The 18,518-nt window shown below is 67.7% G+C and carries 12 protein-coding genes; 7 read left to right on the top strand and 5 right to left on the bottom strand.

What is annotated here, in order from left to right; all coding sequences use genetic code 11:
- Nucleotides 1-23: 23 nt before the first annotated feature.
- Nucleotides 24-1,007, bottom strand: coding sequence for a M56 family metallopeptidase (locus tag GUV69_RS06530; protein WP_164200773.1), 984 nt, complete (start codon nucleotides 1,005-1,007; stop codon nucleotides 24-26).
- A gap of 6 nt (nucleotides 1,008-1,013) precedes the next feature.
- Complete coding sequence (locus tag GUV69_RS06525; RefSeq protein ID WP_164200771.1) at nucleotides 1,014-1,400, bottom strand: BlaI/MecI/CopY family transcriptional regulator; 387 nt, start codon at nucleotides 1,398-1,400, stop codon at nucleotides 1,014-1,016.
- 262 nt (nucleotides 1,401-1,662) lie between these two features.
- On the opposite strand from GUV69_RS06525, the gene GUV69_RS06520 reads away from it, so the two are divergent.
- The 4 genes from GUV69_RS06520 (at nucleotide 1,663) to GUV69_RS06505 (ending at nucleotide 9,068) form a co-directional block, all read left to right on the top strand.
- On the top strand, nucleotides 1,663-3,264 hold the full coding sequence (locus GUV69_RS06520; protein WP_164200769.1) for a cytochrome ubiquinol oxidase subunit I: 1,602 nt from the start codon (nucleotides 1,663-1,665) through the stop codon (nucleotides 3,262-3,264).
- 21 nt (nucleotides 3,265-3,285) lie between these two features.
- Nucleotides 3,286-4,335 (top strand): cytochrome d ubiquinol oxidase subunit II, encoded by a 1,050-nt coding sequence (gene cydB / locus GUV69_RS06515; protein WP_164200767.1) that lies wholly within the window; start codon nucleotides 3,286-3,288, stop codon nucleotides 4,333-4,335.
- Nucleotides 4,336-4,341: 6 nt separating this feature from the next.
- A complete protein-coding gene (gene cydD / locus GUV69_RS06510) occupies nucleotides 4,342-8,001 on the top strand; it encodes a thiol reductant ABC exporter subunit CydD (RefSeq protein WP_164200765.1) in 3,660 nt (1,219 codons plus the stop codon).
- 74 nt (nucleotides 8,002-8,075) lie between these two features.
- Nucleotides 8,076-9,068 carry a GNAT family N-acetyltransferase gene (locus GUV69_RS06505; RefSeq protein WP_164200763.1) on the top strand — a complete coding sequence of 331 codons (993 nt, stop codon included), beginning with the start codon at nucleotides 8,076-8,078 and terminating at the stop codon, nucleotides 9,066-9,068.
- 15 nt (nucleotides 9,069-9,083) lie between these two features.
- Here GUV69_RS06505 and GUV69_RS06500 read toward each other — a convergent pair whose 3' ends face one another.
- Nucleotides 9,084-9,602, bottom strand: coding sequence for a DinB family protein (locus GUV69_RS06500; RefSeq protein WP_164200761.1), 519 nt, complete (start codon nucleotides 9,600-9,602; stop codon nucleotides 9,084-9,086).
- A gap of 9 nt (nucleotides 9,603-9,611) precedes the next feature.
- Nucleotides 9,612-12,119: a DNA gyrase/topoisomerase IV subunit A gene (locus tag GUV69_RS06495; RefSeq protein WP_164200759.1), complete on the bottom strand. Its 2,508-nt coding sequence runs from the start codon at nucleotides 12,117-12,119 to the stop codon at nucleotides 9,612-9,614.
- A 124-nt stretch (nucleotides 12,120-12,243) separates the two neighbouring features.
- On the opposite strand from GUV69_RS06495, the gene GUV69_RS06490 reads away from it, so the two are divergent.
- From GUV69_RS06490 to GUV69_RS06480, 3 genes are read left to right on the top strand one after another with little or no spacing between them, the layout of a single operon-like run.
- Nucleotides 12,244-14,928: a bifunctional acetate--CoA ligase family protein/GNAT family N-acetyltransferase gene (locus tag GUV69_RS06490; protein WP_164200757.1), complete on the top strand. Its 2,685-nt coding sequence runs from the start codon at nucleotides 12,244-12,246 to the stop codon at nucleotides 14,926-14,928.
- A 42-nt stretch (nucleotides 14,929-14,970) separates the two neighbouring features.
- Entirely contained in the window at nucleotides 14,971-15,714 is a 744-nt protein-coding gene (locus GUV69_RS06485) for a DUF5998 family protein (protein WP_164200755.1), read from the top strand.
- 1 nt (nucleotide 15,715) lies between these two features.
- On the top strand, nucleotides 15,716-16,948 hold the full coding sequence (locus GUV69_RS06480; protein ID WP_164200753.1) for an alkaline phosphatase family protein: 1,233 nt from the start codon (nucleotides 15,716-15,718) through the stop codon (nucleotides 16,946-16,948).
- Between the two features lie 4 nt (nucleotides 16,949-16,952).
- Here the strand turns inward: GUV69_RS06480 and sepH are convergent, their stop codons facing one another.
- On the bottom strand, nucleotides 16,953-18,344 hold the full coding sequence (gene sepH / locus GUV69_RS06475) for a septation protein SepH (RefSeq protein WP_164200751.1): 1,392 nt from the start codon (nucleotides 18,342-18,344) through the stop codon (nucleotides 16,953-16,955).
- Nucleotides 18,345-18,518: the final 174 nt, after the last annotated feature.

Below are 18,518 nucleotides of genomic sequence, written 5' to 3'. Positions count from 1 at the left end.
AAACGCCCAACGGCCCGGCTGTGTCAGCCCAGCAGGCCGGGCACGATCAGCAGCGCCGTGGGCACGGCAAGGAGCAGCACGCAGCACGCCAGCACTGCACCGCGGGCAACCGCCGACAGCGGGGGCCGGGGCGAGAGCAGCCGGCTGACGCGCGAAGCCGTGGTGCGGAACGAGTCCGAGCCGGTGACACCGGCCGCCGTTTCCAGTCCCTCCAGTGCAAGGCCGGCCTGGCCGCCGGGCGGAAAACCTCCGCCGGCTGAACCGCTGGCCACAATCGCGATTGCCTTGATGAGCGTTGCCTTGCTCTCAGTCTTCAGCGCTACGTCGTCGGCCAGCATCTCGATCAGTGAGTTGACTGATTCCTGGGCCAGCCGGGTGGTGGGAAGCCAGGGGAGTGCCTGACGCCAGGCTGCGAAGGCCCACAGCAGGAGGTGGTGGCGCTGGTTGAGGTGGGCATTCTCATGGCTGAGCACGGCCCGCAGTTCGGCCGGTTCAAGGGCGGCCATCAGGCCGTCCGAAAGCACAGTGACGGACCGCGCGCCGCCGGGGAGGCAGTAGGCCACCGGTGAGTCGTGGCTGATCACCACGGTGCCCGTCCCTTCCGCGGAAGGTGAGGCCAGGAGCGCCAGCAGTTCACGGTGCCGCCGCCGCTGCCGCTGGATCTTGTAATACGTCAGCAGCAGGGTGAAGACGAGGTGTGCGGTCAGCAGGGCTGCTGCGGAGAGGGCAAACAGGTGCCAGAAACCAAGGGCCGTGGTGGGCGCGTTAAAGAGCACCATTCCTGCGAGTGCCCGCAGGCCGGCGATGAGGTTGTCGCCCACCGGCTCGAGGCCGTAAACCAGCATGGCCCCGATCATGGACAGCCCGCCGGCGAGGGCAATGGCCTGCCAGAGGAGCATCGCGGTAAACGGCGACCGGGCAGGCCACTGGGCGCGGGAAAGAAAGACAGGCACTGGCCACGCCAGGACTATCGCAAGGACCGCCAGCAGGTATGAGGTCCAGAACATGGCCCGCTAGACGTGGCCGAGCAGTTTGCGAAGTGTTTCGGCTTCACTTTCCGTAACGGACCCGATGAACCGTGCCAGGACCGCCTCACGGTCCGGGGCGGAGCCCAGGACTTCGTGCATCAGTTCGGCAGTGTGTTCTTCCCGGCTGGAAACAGCCTGGTAGCGGTGCGGCCTGGTGCCGCGCTCCCGCTCAACAAGGCCCTTCTTCTCCAGCCGTGAGAGGACGGTGAGCACCGTGGTGACGGCAAGTTCCTTGCCTTCATGGCCTGCGGCGTCCCCTTTTGCCTCGGTGGTTGTTGCCAGTTTGTCACGCAGGGTATTTGCGGTGGCTGCTTCGTGGCCCGCCCAGAGCAGATCCATCACTGCCCGTTCCAGTTCCCCAAGACTTGCCATTGCCTACATCCTTCTTATTTCCGCATCCGGCGGCTGGTCGCCGCGGTGCCTGCACATGATCGCTACAGATACATAACCAAATTTACCTGTTTTTTTGCTGAGTTTCTACGTACGGTAGAACACCTGGCGCGCCGCCGCCTTGTGGAAGCCGTTGTGAGCTGGAACTCTTGGTTTAACACTGCCCCCGGCGGTGTTCTACACTCTGTAGAAGTTATTGTTCTACAAACCGTAGAAGAGTTGAACGCCAACCCGAGGGACTGCTGTGGAAGCTCTGGAAATCGCACGCTGGCAATTCGGCATCACCACCGTCTACCACTTCATGATGGTGCCCCTCACCATCGGGCTTGGCCTGGTGGTGGCCGTGATGCAGACAATCTGGCATCGCACCGGCAAGGACGAATACCTCAGGATGACCAAGTTCTGGGGCAAGCTGTTCCTGATCAACTTCATCATGGGCGTAGCCACCGGCATCGTCCAGGAGTTCCAGTTCGGCATGGCCTGGAGCGAATACAGCCGGTTCGTGGGTGATGTCTTCGGGGCTCCGCTCGCCCTCGAATCGCTGTTGGCGTTCTTCGTTGAGTCCACCTTCCTGGGACTGTGGATCTTCGGCTGGAAGCAGCTAAAGCCCGCCATCCACCTCGCCTGCCTGTGGATCGCGGTCATCGGCTCGGTCTTTTCCGCCTACTTCATCATCGTGGCCAACAGCTGGATGCAGCACCCCGTCGGCGCAGAAATCATCGACGGGCGGCCCGTCATGACGGACGCCTGGGCCGTCTTCACCAACAACACCGCACTGGTGGCCTTCCCGCACACGCTGATGGGAGCGCTGGCCGTAGCCGGCGGCTTCCTCCTGGGCATCGCCTGGTACCACCTCTGGCGCCGGCGCAAGGACGGCATCGACACCATCGGGCCCGACGGCAAGGTTGTTCCCGGGGAAGCGGCCATTCCCGGCCGCGACCGGACCGACTACAACGTCTGGATCCGCTCACTGCGGATCGGTGCGGTCGTCGCCATGATCTCCTTCGCCGGAACCTCCCTCACGGGTGACCTGCAGGGAAAGCTCATGTTCGAGCAGCAGCCCATGAAGATGGCCGCGGCCGAGGGCGCCTGCCATGACGGCACCGGTTTCTCGGTCCTCAGCGTCGGAAACCTGGGGTCCAAGAACTGCGATGACATCGTTGCCGTGATCGAGATCCCCGGCATCCTGTCCTTCCTCGCCAACGGCGACTTCACCACCGAGGTCAGGGGCGTCAACGGTCTCCTGGACCAGTACAAGGCCGATTACGGAACGCACCTGCCGGACAGCCCGATCTACGGCGAGCGGGCCGGCCAGGAAATCGAGTACGTCCCGGTCATGGAAGTTACGTACTGGGGCTTCCGGATGATGATCGGCTTCGGCGGCCTGGCCGCGCTGGCCGCCCTGGTGGCGCTCTGGCTGACGAGGAAGGGCACCGTCCCCGCATCGCCGTGGCTGATGCGCCTGGCAGTGTTCGGCATCCTGGCCCCCTTCGGCGCCAACGCCGCGGGCTGGATCTTTACCGAAATGGGCCGGCAGCCATTCGTGGTGGCACCGAACCCGGACCTGAACGGCATTGACCAGGTGTTTATGTTCACCGCGGCCGCAGTGTCGCCCGGAGTCTCGGCCGGTGAACTGCTGACCTCCCTGATCGTGCTGACCCTCGTTTATGCCGCTCTGCTGGTGGTGGAGGTCAAACTCCTCGTCACGTACGTCCGCGGCGGCGTGGTGTCCGCCATGCCGGAACTGGCGCATGCCCCCGTGGACGAAAACGAAGACGCCACGCCGGGACCCGATGGCACCGGAACCACAAAGTCCGCGGACGACGTCCTGGCATTCGCCTACTAAGAAGAGCAGAGGATATTCGAGATGGAACTGCTGCCCACTATCTGGTTCATCGTCATCGCGGTGCTCTGGACCGGCTACCTCTTCCTTGAAGGCTTTGACCTCGGCGTAGGAATGCTGATGAAGCTGTTCGCCCGGAACAATACCGAGCGCAGGGTACTGCTGAACACTGTTGGTCCGGTCTGGGACGGCAACGAGGTCTGGCTGATCACGGCCGGGGCCGCCACTTTCGCGGCATTCCCGCTCTGGTACGCATCGCTGTTTTCCGCCCTCTACCTCCCGCTTCTGGTGGTGCTGGTGGCCCTCATTTTCCGTGCGGTGGCTTTCGAATACCGCGGGAAGGTGGACAGCGCCAGCTGGCGCACCCGCTGGGACTGGGCCATTGCGCTGGGTTCCTTCTTCGCCGCGTTCGGTGTGGGCGCTGCCCTTGCGCTGACCACCACCGGCCTGCCGCTGAACGCCAACGGCGACCGTGAAGGCGGTGCCATGGCCTGGTTCAGCGGATACGCCGTCCTGGGCGGGCTTGCCGTGGTGGGGTTCTCCCTGCTGCATGCCCTGGCATTCCTGGCCCTGAAGACCGACGGCGACGTGCGGCACCGTGCCCGCGCCTGGTTTGTCCGGCTCCTGCCGGTCCTGTTGCTTCCCATCGCGGCCTGGGCACTGACCATCCAGTTCCTGGAAGGCAAGCCGTGGACGTGGGCGGCGGTGCTTGTTGCGGTCGTGGCGGCCGTGGCCTCCTGGTTCCTGGCACGCCGCGGAGCTGAAGGCAGGGCATTCATCGCGATGGGGGCCTTCCTCCTCCTGGGCAGCGCATCCATCTTCGGCGCAGTGTTCCCGGTGGTGCTGCCCTCGACGCTTGACCCGGCGTTCGACCTGACCATCGCCAACGCCTCGTCCTCCGACTACACGCTCGGACTGATGAGCGTGGTGGCCGCCGTGGGCCTGCCCCTGGTGATCGTCTACCAGGCATGGACGTACTGGGTGTTCCGCCGCCGTGTCAGCGCCGCCCACATTCCCGCCGCCCACAGTTTCCTGCCGGCCATCGCCGTCAGGGCCTTCACCACAAAGGGCTGACCCGGTTTGCGCCCGGATTTTCCTGCCGGACCGGCCACCCGTTCCGCCATCTACTGGCTCGGCCTGCTCGCAGCACTGAAGGCCCTCTCCCTGGTCCTGATGGGGCAGGCGGTGGCTGCGATGCTCGCCGGCCTGGCCACCGGCAACGGCTCGTGGCAGGACCAGCTGACCTGGGGGCTGGCCGGCGTTGTCCTGAGGTCCGCCACGGTGTGGGCGCAGGGCATCGCCGCGCGCCGCGCAGCCCTGGGCATCAAGGAGGAACTCCGGTCAGAGCTGCTGGCACGCGCCCTGCGGAACGGTGCCCGCAGCACCGGTCCTGCCGACGGCGGCCTGGCGGTCCTGGCCACAAGGGGACTTGATGCGCTGGACAGCTATTACACGCAGTTCCTTCCGGCCCTCGTGAACTGTGCCACGATCCCGCTGCTGCTCGGGGCGCGTATCCTCTTCGCTGACTGGGTCAGCGCCGTGGTGGTTGTGCTGACTGTTCCGCTCGTCCCGCTGTTTATGGTGCTGATCGGCCGGTACACCGAGGACCACGTCCGCGAAGCCCAGGAAACACTCACCCGCCTGTCCGCCCACATGCTGGAGCTGGCCAAGGGACTGCCCGTCCTGGTGGGCCTGGGCCGTGCCACATCGCAGCGCAAGGCCCTTGAGGAGATTTCCGAGGAATACCGTTCCCGGACCATGGGGACGCTGCGCACCGCGTTCCTGTCCGCGCTCGCCCTGGAACTCATAGCCACCATCTCGGTGGCTGTGGTGGCCGTTTTCATCGGCGTCCGCCTGGTGCACGGTGACATGGCCCTCGAAGCAGGCCTGCTGGCCCTCATCCTGGCCCCGGACTGCTACCTTCCGCTCCGTGAGCTGGGCACTGCGCACCACGCCAGCGATGACGGCCGGGCGGCACTGGCCGCCACGCGGGCGGTCACCGATGCGCCCGAACCGCAGCCGCTGCCTGCCGATGGTGTGGAACCGGCCGCGGATGCCGCGGCTGCCGTTGCAGCGCACGACGACGGCGGCCGCCTCACCGCGCCCGCCCCGCCGGGAGTGGTGGTCACCGGCCTCACGGTCACGTATGCAGGACGGTCCGCTGCCGCCGTCGGGCCCCTGAGCTTTACCGCCCCGCTGGGTCAGATCACGGCGCTGGACGGGCCCAGCGGTGCGGGCAAGAGCACTGTCCTTGGTGTGTTGGCCGGAACCATGGGCGACGGCGACGGAACTGCTGTGGCCGGGCGTCTTGCCGGACTGGACCGTGAGTCCGTTGCATGGGTTCCGCAGCACCCGGTCATGGTCGCGGAATCCGTCCTCGACGAGATCATCCTGTACGTGGGTGGCGGAACAGGCAACCGCCGGGCAGGAGCTGCTGCGGCCGGCGCGGACGAGCGGCTGGTTGAGGAAACCGCCCGGGAATGCCTGGCCGCGGCTGCTGCGGGCCACCTGGCCCGCCACCATCCGGCTGAACTGAGCCCGGGGGAGCTGCGCCGCGTGGCGCTGGCGCGTGGGCTGGCGCGGCTGCGTGCGGGGGCCACCGTCCTGCTGCTTGACGAGCCGACCGCCCACCTGGACGGCGCGTCGGCGGCGCTGGTGCAGGACTCAATCCGTGCGCTCCGGGGACAGGTCACTGTCATCCTGGTGGCCCACGATCAACAGACTCGCGAACTGGCTGACCATGTGGTGCCCGTCTCTGCCCGCGGCGTCACGGCACCGTCCGGCGTCACCGGAATGCCGGGCCCCGCCGGGCAGCACCCGGGCCAGGACAGTGCAGCGGAGGATGGCTCCGGGAACCATCACAGCCCCGCGGCTGCCCCGCACGCACTCCAGCCGGTGACCGGTACACGGGCTGTGCGTACAAACCGGCTTCTGGCCGGGCTACTGGCACCCGTCGCGGGCCGGTTCACCGCCGCAGCGGTCGTCGGGACCTTTGCCGCCATCTTCGCCATGGCCCTGTCCGGGCTCTCCGGCTGGCTGATCATCAGGGCCAGCGAGCAGCCACCCATCCTGTACCTGCTCACGGCCATCGTCGGCGTGCGGTTCTTCGGCATCGGCCGGGCCGTCCTGCGCTACTGGGAACGGCTTCTGCTCCATGACGCCGTCTTTGGGGCCCTCACCCGGCTCCGGGGCCGGCTGTGGGAATCCCTGAGCCGGAAGGCGTTGTCGCTGCGGCGGCTCCTGCAGGGCGGCAACGTCCTCGGCACGGTGATTGACGACGTCGATACCGTCCGGGACCTGCTTCCGCGCGTTGTGCTGCCGCCCGTCACGGCGCTCGCCGTGGGCGGCTCTGCGCTCCTGGCCACAACGCTGGTGGCCCCGGCCGCACTGCCTGCCGTTGCCATCGCGGCCGGACTGAGCCTGATAGGGGCGCCCCTGGCGGCGCTGTGGGGCGACCGCCGCTCGGCCACCGCTGAACAGCGGCTGCGGGCCGGCGTCCTTCGCCGCACCTCCGCCGCCCTGGACGCGAGGGCTGAACTGCACGCCAACGGCATCGCCGCGGCAGTGCTTGCCGCGCTCCGTGCCGAGGACCGTGCGGCCACCAGAGCCTCGCAGCGCTCTGCCTGGGCCGAAGGCCTTGGCCAGGCCATCACGGTGGCGGCCTGCGGAACGGCGGCCCTGGCCGCGGCCGTGCTGACCGCGCCCCAGGTCATCGCCGGCACCATGGAGCCCGCCACGGCTGCGGTCATCGTGCTCCTGCAGCTGGCCCTGGTGGAACCCTACGCCGCCATGACGACGGCGGTCCGCCAGTACCCCGCGCTGCGTGCAGTCATGCGGAGGGTGGCCGAATCCGGCGTGCTGGATGCCGGCACCGCGGATTCCAGAACTTCGGATTCGGGTACCGCGGATTCGGGGACAGCTGCCTCCGGCGCAGCGGACGCCGCGGAAGTCGACGGTATCCATGCGGTTCCGTCCCGCCCGGGTGCGGTTCCCGGCGTGGAGCTGACACAGCTCAGTGCGGCGTGGCCGGGCGGTGCGCCGGTGTTCGCCGGTGTGTCGGCCACGGCCGGGCCAGGCAGCTGGCTGGCAGTCACCGGCCCGTCCGGCTCCGGCAAGTCCACCCTGCTCGCCGTATTGCTCGGCTTCCTTCCGGCCTCGACCGGCCGGGCCGCGGTGACCGGCACGGCAGCCTGGTGCCCGCAGGAGGCACACCTGTTCGATTCGACCCTTCGCGGCAACCTGCTGCTGGGCCTCCCGGCGGGCAGGAAGGACACTTCGTCCGGTGGCGCCACCGCCGGCGGCGGCTCCGGCACAGCGGGCCCTGGCACGCCGGGCTCCGGGACTCCCGGCAGCGGTGACGCCGAGCTGGCAGCGGCGTTGACCGCCGTCGGCCTCGATGCCCTGGTGTCGCGGCTGCCGGCCGGGCTGGACACCCGGATCGGTCCGGGCGGCTCATTCCTCAGCGGCGGCGAACGGCAGCGGCTTGCCGTGGCCCGGACCATCCTGACAGGCGCCGAGGTGATCCTGCTGGACGAGCCCACGGCCCACCTGGACGCGGAAGCAGGCCGGGACATGCTGGCTGACCTGCGCGCCGGCCTCAAGGACCGGACGGTGGTTATGGTCACCCACAACCCGGCCGACATCAACCCGGCCGACACGCTCCTGGACTTGTCCCCAGCGTCACTGACCGGTGCCGCGGGCAAGGCGCGGCTTCTGCAACCGGAAGAGAGCGTCCGCTAGGCCGGTTCGATGGCCGGGTGTCTTCGCTGGATGCCTTCGCCGGATGTCACCGCCTCATGGCATAGCCTGTTGCCATGAACCAGGAGCCAAGGGTGGACTTTCCGCAACTGCAGTGGCGGCCGGCAGCAGCGTCCGACGTCCCGGCGTGGGCGGCACTGATCGCCCGGACCGCCGCCGTCGAGACCCCCGTCTGGTACGAGCGGGAAGCGGACCTGCAGCAGCACGTTGCCTCCCGGAAGAACCCCGTGGCCAGCCACACGGTCCTCGGCGTGGACGGCGACGGCGTCATCCGCGCTTATGCCAGGATCTCGAAAAACCCGGGCGGGGACAAAGCACACGGCTTTGGGTGCGTTGACCCGGCGTGGCAGCGCCGCGGCGTGGGAACGGCACTGCTTGGCTGGCTGGAGGAACGGACCCGGGAGCGGTTCGCCGACGACGCTGCCGGCAGCCCGGCGCAGGGACCGCCCCGCCTCAGGATCGGGACCGAGCAGCAGCACGGTCACCAGGCCCGGCTGCTGGAAACAGGCGGCTATACGGTGGTCCGGTATTTCAATGAAATGCACAGGCCACTGGACCAGCCGCTGCCCGCTGCCGTCCTGGACCGCGGACTGGAGCTGGCCGCCATGGCGCCGGAGCTGCACGAACAGGTCCGGCTGGCACACAATGCGTCCTTCCTCGACCATTGGGGCAGCGAACCGCGCGACGAGGAATCCTGGTCCTTCACCGTAAGCAACCCGCAGGCGCGTCCGGACCTCAGCGCCGTCGTCCTGGACAGCGCTACCGGTGAGGTGGCCGCTTACCAGCTCGCAAGCCACGATCCGGACATCGCGGTCCAGCGCGGATACCGCGAAGGCTACACCGAGCTGCTCGGGGTACGGCGGGAATACCGGGGACGCGGCATCGCCCAGGCGCTGCTGGCCGATGCCATGCGCCGTTTCACGGCTGCCGGAATGCACGTTGCATCACTGGATGTCGATTCGGAGAATCCCACCGGAGCCCTGGCCCTGTACACCAAGATGGGTTACCGCGCGGTCAACCAAAGCATGGCCTGGGACAAGGCGCTGTAGTCAGCCGTCCACGACTCAGCCGTCCACATCGTGGAGGTGATGGACCACGTCGTGCAGGAAGTACTGTGCCAGCGTCAGGACAGTGAACTCCGAGCCGTTGCTGCGCAGGCCCTTCCTGCCCCATTCCGACTCGCGGACGCCCGCGAACGACGCAGCGATCTGCTCGCCCTCGGCCGTCAGTTCGGCGCTGACCACCGCAGGATCGGCATTGGCGTAGTCCTGCTCGACGGCGGTGAGGTCCTGGTCCCAGTCCGCGAACCGCGCGTCCTCGGATTCGAGCATCAGGTTCAGCCGCTGGTCGAACAGGGCAAAAACATCGCGGACATGGCAGGCATACTCCAGGGCCGACCACGTGTCCTCGTCCGGGCGTTCTGTCACCTCAGGCCGGCGGAGGACGGCCCGCCAGCGTGGCAGCATGCTTTCCACGGTGCCCGGCACGGTGGACGGGGTGACCGTGGAAGCATCGAAGGAGCACTCCGGGCACGGCCGCGAGAGCACCCAGGTCCAGTCCTTCTGATCAGGAATGATAGGCATGGCAGCAGTCTAGGACGGATCCGTCCGCGCCATGCCAGGGCCCACCAGGTCCACGGCCTGGGACAGGGGAATCCCCGACCCGTCACGCCTGCCGTGTTCCTGCGGCAGCGACCTGGCAACACCGGCCAGTGAAGATGCCTTGGCCGGTCCGTGCCCCGCCCAGCCGAGCAGCAGCGTGTCTTCACCCTTGAGGAACCTGTGGGCGCGGACACCGGCTGTGGCGCGGCCCTTGGCAGGGTATTCGGCGAAGGCCGTCACCTTGGCTGCACCGGGCGCGGTCCCCGGCAGGGCGCCGTCGGTACCGGCGATGGTGACCACGACGGCGGCGTCATCGTCGGGCGCCACGGCACCGAAGAAGATCACATGGTCTCCCGTGCCGAGTTTGATGCCGGCCATGCCGCCTGCCGTCCTGCCCTGCGGGCGGACGTTGGCGGCGCTGAACCGGAGCAGCTGCGCTTCCCGCGTCAAAAACACGAGGTCGGTGTCCTCGGACCCGGCCGGGGCCACGCCCACCACCACGTCTTTGTCCTTGAGCGCAATCACTTCCCAGTCCTCACGGTTCAGGGGGTAGTCCGGCTGGACCCGTTTGACCACACCCTGGGCGGTGCCGATGGCCAGGACTTCATCCAGCGGCGCGAACCCCACCAGCGCTTCACCTTTGAGCAGGGTGATGAAGTCCTTCGCCGGGACACCGCCGGCAAGGTTGGGCAGGCCGGACATCGGCGGCAGGACCGGCATGTCCATGACCTGGAGCCGCAGCATCCGCCCCTGCGAAGTGACAGCGGCGATCTCACCGCGGGCGGAAGTCTTGACCACCGAGCGGAAGACGTCGTGCCGGGTACGGGGACCCGCTTCAGTGAGCGGTTCCTGGTTGGAGGTCCGCGCGATCTGCCCGGAGGCTGTCAGGATCGCCCAGCAGGGATCGTCCGCGATCTCCAGGGCCAGCGGGGCTGCTTTGCCGTTCCGGCCGGGGGCCGCGGCCAGGGCGGCGACGGTCGGGGAGACGGCCTCCGATTCAAGCAGGACGGTCCGGCGGGGTGTGCCGTACTTTTCGGCGATGTCGCCGAGTTCGGCGGACACGAGTTCGCGCAGCCGCTGCTCCGAGCCGAGGATGGCTTCGAGTTCTGCAATCTCGCGGCGCAGCTCGTCCTGTTCTTTCTCCAGCTCAATCCGTGAGTACTTGGTCAGCTGGCGGAGCCGCAGTTCCAGGATGTAGTTGGCCTGGATTTCGGTGAGGTCGTAGATGGACATCAGCCGTTCGCGTGCTGCCGGGACCTCATCCGAGGAGCGGATGATCTGGATGACCTCGTCGATGTCCACGATGGCGATGAGGAGGCCCTCGACCAAATGGAGGCGGTCCTTCTTCTTCCCCAGCCGGTAGGACGTGCGGCGGCGCACCACGTCGATGCGGTGGCCGACGTAGACGGACAGCAGAGCCACGAGCCCGAGCGTCTGCGGCTGGCCGTCCACCAGCGTCACGTTATTGATGCCGAAGGAGTCTTCCATGGGGGAGTAGCGGTACAGCTGCTGGAGAACGGCGTTCGGGTTGAACCCGTTCTTCAGTTCGATGACCAGGCGCAGGCCGTGCTTGCGGTCCGTGAGGTCAACAATGTCGCTGATGCCGGTCAGTTTTTTGCTGTTGACCGCATCCTTGATCTTCTCGATCACCTTCTCCGGGCCCACCATGTACGGCAGTTCCGTGACCACCAGGCCGGTGCGCCGCGCGGAAAGCTGCTCGACCTCCACCTTGGCCCGGGTCTTGAAGGAACCCCGGCCCGTGGCGTAGGCGTCACGGATCCCGTCAAGGCCCACGATGCGGCCGCCCGTGGGCAGGTCCGGACCGGGAACAAACCGCATGAGGTCATCCAGCGTGGCGTCCGGGTGCGCGATCAGATGCCGCGCGGCGGAGATGACCTCCACCAGGTTGTGCGGGGCCATGTTGGTGGCCATGCCGACGGCGATGCCCGTGGCGCCGTTGACCAGCAGGTTGGGAAACGCTGCCGGCAGCACGTCCGGCTGGGTCAGCTGGTTGTCGTAGTTGGGGACAAAATCCACCACGTCTTCGTCGAGGTGGTCCGTCAGCGTCAAAGCCGCCGCGGCGAGGCGGGCTTCGGTGTACCGGGGAGCCGCCGGCCCGTCGTCGAGCGAGCCGAAGTTGCCGTGGCCGTCAATGAGCGGCAGCCGCAGCGAGAAATCCTGGGCCATGCGCACCATGGCGTCGTAGATGGCGGTATCGCCGTGGGGGTGGAGCTTACCCATCACCTCGCCCACCACGCGCGCACTCTTGACATGGCCGCGGTCCGGGCGGAGGCCCATCTCGCTCATCATGTACAGGATCCGGCGCTGCACCGGCTTGAGTCCATCCCTGGCGTCCGGCAAGGCCCGGGAGTAGATCACCGAATAGGCGTACTCCAGGAAGGAACCTTCCATCTCGGACGTGACATCGATGTCCACGATGTTTTCGACGAAGTCCTGGGTGGCTTCCCCCGCAGGGGCTGGGCTTTGGCGGCGGGCCATGGGGCTGGTGGATCCTTCTGGGTAACTGGTGGTGCTCTGGATGAGCGCAGGTTTTTTTGGCAGTTTCCTGCTCCGAGGCTAAACGGCTGGGCCTGCGCCGTCAGTTTGTGGTTAGGCTAAGCCTATGGTGGATCAGCCCGGGGACGGCGAATATCCGGAACATTGGGAAGCCGATGTCGTGCTCCGTGACGGCGGCACCGCGCACCTGAGGCCCATTCACCCCAGCGATGCGGACGCCGTCCAGGCCTTCCACGCCGGACAGTCGCAGAACTCAATCTACATGCGGTTCTTCACCTTCAAAGCCCGGCTGTCCAGCAAGGAGCTCAAACGCTTCACGGAAGTGGACTACAAGGACCGGGTGGCGCTGGTCATCACCTTCGGCGGCGAAATCCTGGGAATCGGCCGCTACGACAGGCTCGATGACCCCACTGAGGCCGAGGTCGCCTTCAACATCTCCGACGCCCACCAGGGCAGGGGACTCGGCTCCATCCTCCTGGAGCACCTCGCCGCGGCCGCGCACGAAAACGGCATCCGCCGGTTCACCGCCGAAGTGTTGCCGGAGAACCGCAAAATGCTCATGGTTTTCGCTGACGCCGGCTACGACGTCAAACGCCATTTCGATGACGGTGTGGTGAGCCTGGAGTTCAACATCGGCCCCACCGAAAAATCGCGGGCCGTCATGGAGTCACGCGAGCACCGCGCGGAGGCGAGGAGCGTCCGGGACCTGCTGACGCCGTCGTCCGTTGCGGTCATCGGCGCCAGCCGCAAATGGGGGACCGTGGGGCACCAGCTGCTCGAACATGTCATCGAGGGCGGCTTTGCCGGGCCGGTCTACGCCATCAACCCCGAGGCCCTGGAACTGGCCGGCATGATGTCCTACGGCCGCCTGTCCGAGGTCCCGGACCCGGTGCAGCTAGCCGTCATTGCCGTTCCGTATGAGGAAGTACCGGGGGTGGTGGACGACTGCGCCGCGGCAGGAGTCAAGGGGCTGGTGATCGCATCGTCCGGTTTCGCGGACGACGGCGAACGCGGCCTGGCACGGCAGCGGGACCTTGTCCGGAAAGCGCGGGCCAACGGCATGCGCGTGATCGGGCCGGCGTCGCTGGGAATCGTCAACACCCACCCGGCCGTGATGCTCAACGCGTCAATGGCGCCCGCCATGCCGCGGCGCGGCGGACTGGGGCTGTTCAGCCAGTCGGCCGCTATCGGAGTTTCCCTCTACGCGGCGTCAAGCCGGCGGCGGCTGGGACTCTCCACCTTCCTCTCCTCCGGTAACAGGGCTGACGTTTCCGGCAACGACATGATGCAGTTCTGGGAGGACGACGCCGACACCACCGCAGTGGGCCTGTACCTGGAGTCGATCGGAAACCCCCGCAAATTCTCCCGGATCGCCCGGCGGCTCGCCCGCACCAAGCCGGTGGTGGTCGCCAAGTCCGAAACCATGGGACTGCGGCTGCCGCCCGGCCACGCCGTCCGGACCACGCAGGCGCCCGCCGGGGCACTGGACGCGATGATGCGCCAGTCCGGCGTCATCAGGGTCCAGACCATCGAAGAGCTGATGGACGTCACCCAGATCGTGGCGGGCCAGCCCCTGCCCGCAGGGCCCCGCCTGACGATCTTCAGCAACTCCCAGGCGCTGGGCAAAGTGGTGGCCGACGCCGCCGAAGCGCATGGCCTGGCCGTGGACGGCATCGTCACGGACGTGAATCTTGAGGCCGGGATGTCCCTCGCCCTGCCGGCCCTTCGCCGCAGTCTCCAGGAGACGCTCGCTTCGGAGTCCGTGCATGCCGTGGTGGCCGCGCTGCTGCCCGTCCGGGGCCTGACCGTTGACCACATTGCCGAGGTCCTGGCCGAGTGCTCCGCGGCCGCCGGCAAGCCGGTGATTGCCGCGTTTACCGGCATCCTGGACGCCTCCATCTACGTCGAAGGGATGGTGGGGTCCGAAGGGCGCGCTGTCCCGTGCTTCTCCAACCCTGGCGCGGCAGTGGCGGCGCTCGCCGCCGTGGTGCGGTATTCCGAATGGCTGGCACGGGACCCGGGCCACTTCGTGGAACCCGCAGGCTGCGATCCGGAAAGCGCGGACGCCCTCCTGGACGATCTGCTCCGCGATGTCCACGGCGCTGAGCTGAAAGCCCTGGACCCGGCGTCTACGGCGTCACTTCTGGCACACTATGGAATTCCCGTGCTGCCATCCGCACGGTTTGATTCCGCGGACGAGGCAGTTGAGGCCGCGGAGCGGCTGGGCTGGCCGGTTGCGCTGAAAACGACGGACCCCTCACTTCGCCACCGCCTGGACCTGGGCGGGGTGCGCCTGGACATAGAGGATGCCGACTCGCTGCGGCGGAACATCGCTCAGATGCGGCGTGCGCTGGCACCCTACGGTTCGTCCTCCCTGGAGGTGCAGTCCATGGCCCCGGTGGGGCAGGCCTGCACATTCCGTGCCATTGAGGATCCTTTGCTTGGACCAGTGATCTCCTTCGGGCTGGCAGGTGACGCCGTCAACCTGCTGGACGACTGGGCGCACCGCGTGCCGCCGCTGTCCGCCGCGGATGTCAGGGACTTCGTCCGTGCACCGCGGGCCGCCCGCAAGCTCCTGGGCTACCAGGGCCTGCCGGCCGTCGACATGGAGGCCCTGGAGGATCTGGCCGGCCGGCTGGCCTGGCTGAAGGACAACCATCCGGAAGTAGCCTTGGTCGAATTCAACCCTGTCCTCTGCGGCGCCCGGGGCCTGTCCATCCTGGCCGCGGAGATCCGGATCGGCAACGCTGCCCGCCGCACGGACAGCGCCCGCCGCGCCATGCTGGGCTGACCGCGGTTAGCATGTCCCCGGCTGATCTGTGAAAATGGGGGAATGAGCTCACAGCCTTCCCAGTCGACGCCATCCACGCCCGGCAATGACAACCAGGCACCCCGACCCCACAGCTCACACAGCCACACGCCCCAGGCCCAGACCCTGGACGGCGCCCTCCAAAAGGCCGGCTTCTACCCGCGCCTGGTGGCCGACGTCGTAGACGACGCCCTGGACGGCCGCGAATGCGTGGCCCACCTGGTGCACCTCGAAACCCACTTTGACCGGGCCGAGGTCCGCCGCCACATCACCGTGCTGGTCCTCACGTCCGACATGCTGGTCATCACCCATGTGGACGATCAGCAGCTCGATGAAGCCGGCGAACAGATCGTCGCCCAGATCTCCACCGAGTCCGTACCCGTGGCCCAGATCCGCTCCGTGGTTCTCAGCTACATGTACTCCCAGCCGCAGGACTACAAGCCCTCGGACCCGGTCCGGGAGGTTACACTCGCCATCGCCTGGTCCGGCGGCCAGCGGCTGGACATGGGACCCGCGAGTTGCGGCGATCCCCAGTGCGAGGCCGACCACGGCTACAGCGGCACCATTGCCCAGGAAGACATCGTCCTGCGCATCAGCGCCGAAGCGGACGGCCCCCAGGCAGTACAGGACGCCAAACTCTTCGCCCGCGCCCTGCGGGCCGTGAACACCGGCTCCACAACCCCGGCCCCGCACTCCGGCCAGACACTCCCGCCCCGCCCGCGCACAGGCGTGTTCGGCAACCGGCTCAGCCGCGGGCACCAGCGCTGAGATGCCGGTTTCAGGAAAAACAAGCGCTTCCGCAGCCCCCTTCGAAGGAATCACGCGGCCACAGAACCTGCCGTCCGCTCCCGCGTTCGGGCAACGTTCCGTCGCCGAGGTCCTGACCAGCGCCGCGGCAAGCCTCGGCGTCCCGGGATTCACCAACACCCTTGGCCTGCCGCCCGCACCGCGCGTCTGCGTGGTCCTGGCCGACGGCCTCGGCCGGAACCTGCTGAAGCAGAAGTCCGCCCACACACCCTTCCTGCGCGGCGTGATGCAGGCGGGGCAGGGTGAAATCCCCGTGTGGCTGGACTCCACGTTCCCGTCCACCACGGCCGCGGCCCTGGCCAGTTTCGGCACCGGGCTCCCGCCCGGCCAGCACGGCATGGTGGGCTACGACGTCCTGGACCCGGACCAGGACAAAGTGGTCAACATGCTGGGCAACTGGGACGCCAAAGTCGACCCCGGTACCTGGCAGCCCTTCCCCACAGTGTTCGAGCGCGCCGCTGAGACCGTCAGCGTGACCACCGTCAGCCTGCCGCAGTTCGGCAACTCGCCCATGACCCAGGCGGCCCTCCGGGGCGGGGAATTTGTGTCCGCCGTGACGTCCCACGCCCGCACCGCGGCCGCCGCCGAAGCCATGGCTGCGGCCGGTCCGGCGCTGATGTACTTCTACGTCAACGAACTGGACAAGGCAGGACACCGCCACGGCTGCCAGTCCGAACAGTGGGAACACCAGCTCGAAGAGCTCGACGCCACGGTCAAACGGCTCAGCACGTCGCTTCCTGCCGGCACCACCATCCTGCTCACCGCGGACCACGGCATGCTGGACGTACCGGAACAGCAACGCATCGACTACGCGGCTGACACCTCACTCATCGAAGGCGTGCGGCATACCGCTGGGGAACCGCGGATGGTGCACCTCTACCTGGAGGACCCCGCCGATGCTGCGGGCCGTGAACGGCTCCTGCAGGCCTGGCGGGCGCGCTTCGGCGCCAGGATCTGGGCCTTCACCCGGGATGAAGCCATCGCCGGCGGACTGTTTGGGCCGCTGCGCCCGGCCGTCGGCCCCCGGATTGGTGACGTGATGATCGCCGCCCGGGACGCCCTGGCCCTTTACGACACGCGCCGGGTCCGGCCTGCGGCCATGGAAGTGGTGGGCCAGCACGGCTCGCTGACCAAAGCCGAACGCGAAGTTCCGTTCCTGTGCTTCACCGCCGAAGGCAAGGCCCGGGGACGCTAAAGCCCTACTCCCGCTTGGTCCCGAAGACGATCTCATCCCAGCTGGGCACTGTTGACCGCTTCGGCTTGGCCGGCTGCCTCTCCGGCTGGTCCGAATCGGCGCTGTAGTGGTCGCCGGACCCGGACTCGTCTGGGCCGGCCGCATAGGCTGCCCGGCGGGGGCTTCCGCCGCCCAGCAGTTCGTCCAGGCCCACGCTCGGACCGGCCTGCCCGGATTCCACGGGCGGTTCGGCCGGGGCACCCGGCGGAAGCGGACGAGCCGGGGACGCCACAATGGTGACTTCCCGTGTGTCGGTACTGACGCCGTCGTGCAGTTTCAGGTTGTCGTGATCGTCATCATGTCCGCGGTGCGGCGGAATCATGCTCAGGCGGGACAGCATGGACGGCCGGCCGTCTCGCTTGCGTGTGTGGGGATCCAGGGCGGCAGCCGGGGCCGCGTTGTCCGATTCGGTGCCGTCACCGGCAGCCGGGTCCCGGGTGTCCCGTGCAGCGTCCTCCACCGGAGTGTGTGGACGTTCGGCTACAACCTCAGACGGGCGGGGATGCGCGGCGGGGACACCATGGGTCAGCAGCAGCGCCAAGGCATCGTCCGCATCCTCGTCCACACCCAGGCGCTGGCCACGGCGGGAGCGCAGCATGTCCAGGAGCCCATCGGATTCCTTGGCGGCCTGGAGAACGGGCTGCGGGCCGGTGGCATTGCGGGCCGCCGCTTCGGCATCGGTTTCGAAGTCAAAAGGCCGGTCCGAGACGGCCGTCAGCCTGCGGGCGGGGACAGGACCGTCCAACGGTTCCAGTTCGCTAAGCTGCTGGGCCCACCGGTTGGCGTTCTGCAGGGCCCTGCGGGCGGGGCTGAACGTCCAGAGTGCCGGGGGTTCCTCGCCGATGCCTGCCGTGCCCGTTTTCTTGGGCTCAAAGCTGGCCGCGACAGTCCAGCTGCCGTCCTGCCGCCGCCACGAGTCCCACTGCACCGTGGACGGTTCAATCCCGTGGGCTGCGAGGCGGTGGTTGACCATGTCATTCAGCGTGGCAGGGTTCTCACCAAAGACGGAGCGGTACGTGTCATGACCCGGCGAGGGCGATGCCACTTCAACCTTCCGCGCCTGCTGGGCCACGTACTCCCGTTCGGCCTGGACCGGACCCTCGTACCTCTCCACCTTGGCGAGCGGAAGCCCCGAAAGCTCTGCCACCTCCGCAGCGGTGGCACCGCTGCGGATCCGCGCCTGGATGTCCCGCGGGGACATGGCAATGGGCGCAGCCGTGCTTACGGCTTTCGCCGTCGACCGGCTGGCCGCCCGCAGTGCTTCATCGATCGGCAGCTGGAACATCTCGCCGCCGGCACCGCTCAACAGGAGATGCACTCCGTCGTCGTGCACGCCTACAAGCCGTAGATCCTGCATACAAATCCTCCACCCTGGCATTACTATCAATCGAAACTCTGCCACTCGCGGGCGGTGTTTTGGGTGAGGAGCGAGGGCGCGCCGCGATATTCCGGGACTTTGTGCGCCGGGGCACAAACCGGAGCCGCGCTGCGTTATGAAGGTGAAGCCCGCCGACGCGAAAGAAACGGGGTT

It is taken from the genome of [Micrococcus luteus] ATCC 49442, from assembly GCF_010367585.1.
Taxonomy (GTDB): domain Bacteria; phylum Actinomycetota; class Actinomycetes; order Actinomycetales; family Micrococcaceae; genus Arthrobacter; species Arthrobacter luteus_A.
Note: the sequence above shows the minus strand (reverse complement) of the source record. Positions and strands in the feature narration are given on the sequence as shown.